Source organism: Psychrobacter sp., from assembly GCF_036731945.1.
Lineage (GTDB): Bacteria > Pseudomonadota > Gammaproteobacteria > Pseudomonadales > Moraxellaceae > Psychrobacter.
Map to the genome: position 1 here is coordinate 4,855 of NZ_DAINDI010000065.1, position 3,546 is coordinate 8,400.

At 42.0% G+C, this 3,546-nt stretch carries 5 protein-coding genes; 4 read left to right on the forward strand and 1 reads right to left on the reverse strand.

Going from position 1 to position 3,546, the window contains the following annotated elements; genetic code table 11:
* Together V7D75_RS11875 and V7D75_RS11880 are read left to right on the forward strand one after the other, a co-directional pair.
* On the forward strand, nt 1-267 hold a 267-nt coding region (locus V7D75_RS11875; protein WP_333614727.1), incomplete at its 5' end, for an RNA pseudouridine synthase.
* 156 nt (nt 268-423) lie between these two features.
* Nucleotides 424-1,134: an HAD-IA family hydrolase gene (locus tag V7D75_RS11880; protein WP_333614728.1), complete on the forward strand. Its 711-nt coding sequence runs from the start codon at nt 424-426 to the stop codon at nt 1,132-1,134.
* 146 nt (nt 1,135-1,280) lie between these two features.
* Here V7D75_RS11880 and yihA read toward each other — a convergent pair whose 3' ends face one another.
* Nucleotides 1,281-2,021, reverse strand: a complete 741-nt coding sequence (yihA, locus tag V7D75_RS11885) for a ribosome biogenesis GTP-binding protein YihA/YsxC (protein WP_333614729.1) — start codon at nt 2,019-2,021, stop codon at nt 1,281-1,283.
* Between the two features lie 396 nt (nt 2,022-2,417).
* On the opposite strand from yihA, the gene V7D75_RS11890 reads away from it, so the two are divergent.
* Together V7D75_RS11890 and V7D75_RS11895 are read left to right on the forward strand one after the other, a co-directional pair.
* Complete coding sequence (locus tag V7D75_RS11890; RefSeq protein ID WP_333614730.1) at nt 2,418-2,753, forward strand: c-type cytochrome; 336 nt, start codon at nt 2,418-2,420, stop codon at nt 2,751-2,753.
* A gap of 344 nt (nt 2,754-3,097) precedes the next feature.
* On the forward strand, nt 3,098-3,546 hold a 449-nt coding region (locus tag V7D75_RS11895), incomplete at its 3' end, for a cytochrome c (RefSeq protein WP_333614736.1).

The window sequence follows — 3,546 nt, forward strand, 5'->3', positions numbered from 1 at the left end:
GGCCGCTTTACGCTGAACGACCAGCCAGCGAGCCTGCTTGAAGCAAAGCCTTTGACCGGTCGCACCCATCAAATTCGCGTACATTTGGCGCATATCGGTCATGCTATTTTAGGTGATGATAAATACAATGCGCATGACAAATCGGGCGTGCATCGTTTGTGTTTACATGCTTGGCGTTTAGATATTCCTGGCTATGAAACCATTACTGCGCCATTGCCAGATGAGATGGCAGACTGGTTACCAGCAGATATTCAGCTGCCTGAATAAGTTTTAAAAATTTCATTTCAAAGACTGATAGTCAATGCAGTTTTGAAATGACTATTTAACACAATCGTCACAGTTGCTTATTTGCGCATACATACGCCAAATAAGTACCTGTGACGTTTTCATATTTGCCATTTGTTATTTTTAAAGGGTTAGACCATGACAGCATCTAGCGCTAATAAAACAGCGCCAACCAATAATTCTGAATTAGTAGCTGAGCATCATTTAGCTGGTAAGACGCTGATTATTTTTGATTGGGATGGCACCTTGATGGATTCGATTGGCCTAATCGTTGAGTCGATGCATATAGCAGGCGAGGCGCATGGCTTTACGACTACTAATCAGGCCGTCAAAGACATTATCGGGCTGAGCTTAATGCACGGTATCGAGATTTTATATCCGCAAGCAAGCGTTACGCAAAAGCTCGCCATTCAGCAAAGCTATGCAGAGTACTATATTCCGAACAGCCATCGCACGCCGTTTTTTGCGCCTATTGAAAATATGCTACTGACGTTAAAGCAGCAAGATAAGCAGCTTGCGGTCGCTACTGGTAAGAAAAGAAAAGGATTAGATCGAGTATTAGAGGCTTCTGCTAGCCATCACTATTTTACCATCACGCGCTGTGCTGATGAATCCGGCTCCAAACCTGATCCGCAAATGCTGCGCGATATTTTAGATTATACCAACCAGCCAATCTCGCAGGCAGTATTTATCGGTGACAGTATTTACGATATTCAAATGGCCAATCGCTTGGGTATGACCAGTATTGCGGTCAATTATGGCACAGCGTCAAGTAGCGAGCTTGCTGCCGAGCAGCCAACTTATCAAGTGGACACCCCGCAAGAATTAGTGACATTGTTATGTGCATAAATTATGTGCTTAACCAAAACCTCATTTAAGCTTAGTAAATAGAGTTATTGAAAAGTAAATTTCCATAAAAAAGGGTTTATCGTTATCAACGATAAACCCTTTTGAAATTTCTACTGAATAAACTGAGTAGTCTACTTAGCATCTTTTTACTTATCAGCGCTTTGGTCGCTAGTTTTTACTTTATTTTCTTGTTTTTCAATAACAGCTGCTTCAGCATTTTTATCCTCATTGGTCTGATATTGGTACCAATTACCCATGACGCCTGCCAGCTCATCAAGACCTTCTTTCCTTAGGGCAGAAAACAGCTGTATCGTGCAGTCCAAGCCCAACTGCTTAAGTCTTTTACGGGTATTAAGCAGCGCAGTTTTAGACGCGCCATATTTAAGCTTATCGGCTTTGGTGAGCAAAATATGCACGGGTAGCTCGCCATCTTTTGCCCAATGCAGCATTTGCTCATCAAAGAATTTAAGCGGATGACGGATATCGGTCATCAGTACCAAACCTGCTAGGCTTGAGCGCGATACCAGATATTCTTCAAGCTCAACTTGCCATTCCTTTTTCATCTCAAGGGGCACCGCCGCGTAACCATAACCCGGCAAATCAACCAAACGCGTATCGGTATCGCCGATACTAAAAAAGTTAATCATCTGCGTACGCCCAGGCGTTTTAGACGAACGTGCCAGTTGGCGCTGATTGGTTAGGGCGTTGATAGCGGACGACTTTCCCGCGTTCGAGCGACCAGCAAAAGCGACTTCGAGCCCAATGTCGGGCGGACAAAGACGAAAAGTCGGCGCGGACGTCATAAACTCAGTTTGCTGAATGCGCTGACGGGCTTTGGTATTAAAATCCGCATGTTCGGCGGCGACATCTTTAAACGGGGTACTCATAAATGACTCATTAATCTTAAAAAATTAGATACAGTAGTGAAAAGTTTGTGAATAAAGCAGAGCGCTGAGCGATGCCTAAAGTAGATGAATGGTAAAAATTGGTCGTCAATAATATAAGGGTTTTAGAATAACGCCTATTCTATACTATTACAGCGCTTAGTTATTGAAATAAAGGCAATTACCCTCATAATAATCACAACATAACCGTAAATAAAATCGTGTTTGATTGCAGGTTTTTATTTAAATAAACGTTGTTAACAAAGCTAAACCATATTTATATATATTAATACGACATATATTGTTACAATCTTTAGTCAGATAAAGTGAATGATCATTGCACGATAAACGCTTAATAAAATCATGGATTAAGCGAACGAAGAAGATATGAGGTGTCTTATGTTCTCAATCACCGACATTTTTGCCAAAAGCTATCGTTTCTTAGCTGCCAGTAGTGCTGCTTTAATCATTGTTACGGCAACGATCAGTAGTGCAGGCGCCGCTGATATTGCTACATCCTATAATAACTCATGTGCCGCCTGTCACGATAGTGGCGCACTTAATGCGATTAAAAAAGGCGATAGTGTCAAATGGCAACAGCTTATCAAACAAAAAGGTATGCCAGCGCTGGTTAAGTCTGTCAAAAATGGCATGATTCAAATGCCAGCGGGCGGTTTATGCCAAAATTGTAGCGATGACGATTACCGTAAGCTTATCGAGTATATGAGTAAGTAGCCAAGCAGAAAGTAGCCTTAAACGGTTAAATAAAGGCAAAGATAAACGATATGGGGCGCAAGGTTAATAAACCTATTGCGCTTTTTGTTTTTTTATTAAGCATATAAATGTCGAACCGCCATAAAAAATAACCAATGCTACGATTAAGTAGGCAAATAGTAAAAAGTCTTGCTATAATAATCCAAAATAAACCCTGATATTAGTAAGTACTTTCGGGCTGCTTGTGATAAAGACCGCGTAATACATAGCGTAGCTGATCAGATGCTATCTTTGTAGTGGGTGCGGCTTTTGATAATGCAATCACTCTAAATAATGCTTACGTCGAGTTAGTAGGATTTGTATCAATGAAAAAGTTAATCGCTGCCGCCAGCTTATGTGTTGCAAGTTTCAGCGTACAAGCTGCTATTATTGTTCCTGAACATGACGTCAATGCAGGTAAGCAAATTGCAGAAACCGTTTGTGCGGCTTGTCATGGTGTTGATGGTGTCAGTCCTGTGCCAGCCCAGCCGAATCTTGGCGGTCAAAACGTAAAGTACTTATATAAGCAATTGGTCAATTTTAAATCAGGCTACCGTAAAAACGGTATCATGCAATCACAAGTTGCCAATTTGTCTCAGCAAGACTTAGCCAACGTCGCAGGTTATTATGCCAGCCAAAAACCTTGGGGCGTCGCATTCGGTAATCCTGCGACCACGCAAGAAGCGACTAAGCTGTTTTTAGGTGGTGATAAATCACGTGGCGTTATCGGTTGTGCAGGCTGTCATGGTCCAGATGCTGCGGGTAACGTTTGGGC

Coding starts and splice junctions, on each gene's coding strand:
- V7D75_RS11890 (WP_333614730.1), top strand. CDS start 2,418: ATGTTCTCAATCACCGACATTTTTGCCAAAAGCTATCGTTTCTTAGCT.
- V7D75_RS11880 (WP_333614728.1), top strand. CDS start 424: ATGACAGCATCTAGCGCTAATAAAACAGCGCCAACCAATAATTCTGAA.
- yihA (WP_333614729.1), bottom strand. CDS start 2,021: ATGAGTACCCCGTTTAAAGATGTCGCCGCCGAACATGCGGATTTTAAT.